Source organism: Mesorhizobium sp. M7A.F.Ca.CA.002.09.1.1, assembly GCF_003998555.1.
Taxonomy (GTDB): Bacteria; Pseudomonadota; Alphaproteobacteria; order Rhizobiales; family Rhizobiaceae; genus Mesorhizobium; species Mesorhizobium ciceri.
In genome coordinates, this window is the sequence record NZ_RZRR01000868.1 from 1 (window position 1) to 2347 (window position 2347).

Annotated in this window: 3 protein-coding genes and 1 pseudogene; 1 reads left to right on the forward strand and 3 read right to left on the reverse strand. The window is 63.9% G+C overall.

Annotation, left to right across the window (positions count from 1 at the left end):
- Window positions 1-178: pseudogene (locus EN994_RS36435) on the forward strand (30S ribosomal protein S16); the annotation flags it as partial.
- Between the two features lie 84 nt (window positions 179-262).
- On the opposite strand, the gene EN994_RS27550 reads toward EN994_RS36435, so the two are convergent.
- The 3 genes from EN994_RS27550 to EN994_RS27560 form a co-directional block, all read right to left on the reverse strand.
- A complete protein-coding gene (locus EN994_RS27550) occupies window positions 263-526 on the reverse strand; it encodes a glycine zipper domain-containing protein (protein ID WP_013528799.1) in 264 nt (87 codons plus the stop codon).
- 134 nt (window positions 527-660) lie between these two features.
- Window positions 661-1071, reverse strand: a complete 411-nt coding sequence (locus tag EN994_RS27555; RefSeq protein ID WP_063169559.1) for a DoxX family protein — start codon at window positions 1069-1071, stop codon at window positions 661-663.
- Between the two features lie 112 nt (window positions 1072-1183).
- Entirely contained in the window at window positions 1184-2089 is a 906-nt protein-coding gene (locus EN994_RS27560; RefSeq protein WP_063169560.1) for a bestrophin family ion channel, read from the reverse strand.
- Window positions 2090-2347: the final 258 nt, after the last annotated feature.

Consider the following 2347-nt stretch of genomic DNA (forward strand, 5'->3'; position numbering starts at 1 on the left):
CCTCGACGAGGCCGGCCTCGTCAAGCGCGACGCCCGTTCCAACCCGAAGAAGGCCGAGCCGGGCAAGAAGGCGCAGGAACGCGCTGCTCTTCTGAAGAAGGCGCAGGAAGATGCCGCTGCTGCCGTTGCCGCCGCCGCGGCTGCACCGGCCGAGGCGGAAGCCGCAACCGCCGAATAAGTATTTGCTCTATCGCATCCAGGAAAACGGCGGGCCATGTGCCCGCCGTTTTTTCATTCGACCCTGTCTGTAAAAGCCGCCCGGTCAATAGCCGCGCGGGCAGCGGTCAATATAGACGCGGCCACGGCTATCGCGGTAGCGGCATTCGCCACGCTCGCTCGCCCGGCCGATCAGCGCGCCGGCAACAGCGCCGACAGCACCACCGACGACGGCGCCTTCAACCGGATCGCCGGCGACGGCCGCACCGACGGCAGCGCCACCGAGGCCGCCTACGGCCGCGCCTTTTTCCGTTTGCGAACAAGCGGCGAGCGGCACCAGCAGCGCCATCAAAAGCATCGTTTTCTTCATCGTCGTTCCTCTCCGATAGGAGCCGCCTCCGCCGCCGGGCGAATCTCTAACTCGCAACTCGACGATTCGATCCCTGAGATATTGCCCGGCAAAGGGTTCAGGCTTCGAGCCGAAAGCGGTGCTTCGATCCGGATCTAACGGCTGAACGGGATCAGCGCGCGGAGCCTGGAATCGCGCAGATACAGGCCACCCCACAGGATAATGCCGAGATAGACGCCGAACAGAATGTGCGAGAACAGCGGGTTGTCGACGCGGACATTGGTGGCGATGGCGCCGCCCATATAGGCAGTAAGCAGGATGGCGCCGAGCACCGAGGTGCGCGGCAGCGCGTAGAGAGCGGTCGAGATCAGGCCGATGACGCCAAGCATGCGCGCGACATTCGGATCGGCCGGCCAGCCAAGCGGTACCATCGTCTGGATGACGATATCGAGCGGCGGCAGCTTGATGGCGCCGTCGAAGATCATGAACAGCACGATGACGCCGCTGAGCGCGCGGCCGGTCCACAAAGCGCCCGGCGAGACGGGCGCGGTTTCGGAAATGCTCATGATGGTCCCTCCTGATGGTTCTATCCCCTTCTTGCTGGGGTCGAACCAAGGACGTGGCATGGAGCGGCGATCCGACAGCGGGGCAGATTCTTTTAAGCCCGCGCGCCTTTGCCTACGAAAAATAGAACTTTTCCGCCGGGATCATCTTCGGCGGCGTTTCGCCAAGCGCCTCGAACACCGAGATTTCGCAGACACGGCAGAGGCTGTCGAGAGCGAGGTCGTTGGCTTCGGTCCCGAACGGATCCTCGAGCTCTTCCGACAGCGCGTCGAGGCCGAAGAAAGTGTAGGCGATCAGCGCGGTGAACAGCGGCGTCGCCCAACCGGTGGTCGAGATCAGGCCGATCGGCAGCAGCAGGCAGACGATATAGGCCGTGCGATGCACCAGCAGCGTGTAGGCGAACGGCAAGGGCGTACCGGCGATCCGCTCGCAGCCGGCCTGGATGGCCGCGACCGACGCGAGCCTCTCATCGAGGATACGAAAGCCGATCGTGTCGACGTCGCCCGCCAGGCGCTGCGCATTGGCACGCCGGCCCATGCGCCTGACCATCTCATCCGCCGGATTGGAAAAGGCTGCTGCCTTGTCCGCCTCCGCGTCGATGAAGGCACGGGCATCCTTCATGCTGTCGATCTTGCGCAACTGCCCGCGCAGGAAATGACAGAAGGCGAGCGCTTCCATCAGCAGGGCGCGCTGTTCGGTCTGGTCCGGGATGAGGCTGGTGGTGGCGCGTGCCAGGTTGCGCATTTCGAAGACCAGCGCGCCCCACAGCTTGCGCGCCTCCCACCAACGGTCGTAGGCGGCGTTGTTGCGGAACGAGAGATAGATCGACAATGTCACGCCGACCAGGCCGAAAGGCGTGATGTTGAAGACGCTGAAATCAAGCTGGAACCGGCGCGCCGCGGCCAGGATGATCGCGGAATAAAGCGCGAAGCCCAATATTTGCGGCAGAATGCGTGGCACGACCGAACCGCGCATGATGAAGAACAGCTGCAGGAATGTGGGGCGCGGGCGAACGATCATCGAAGGCCTTTCACGGACCGGCACTGGCCCTCAGCTTCTCTATTGTGCGATGCGACAGCTCTGCAAGCCCAGCCGCCAGCGACATCGCCATGTCGTCCTTGCAGCGCCTGGACTATCGGCACGCGCCGGTCGCGGATATTGAAGAGCACGTGGGCTGCGGCCCGTTTTTTGCAGGCGAGGGAAGACAGATGGCCGGCGAAACCGATCTCAAGACACTGCTGGCGTCGATGACACCGGAGCTGCTCGCCGGCGCCTATG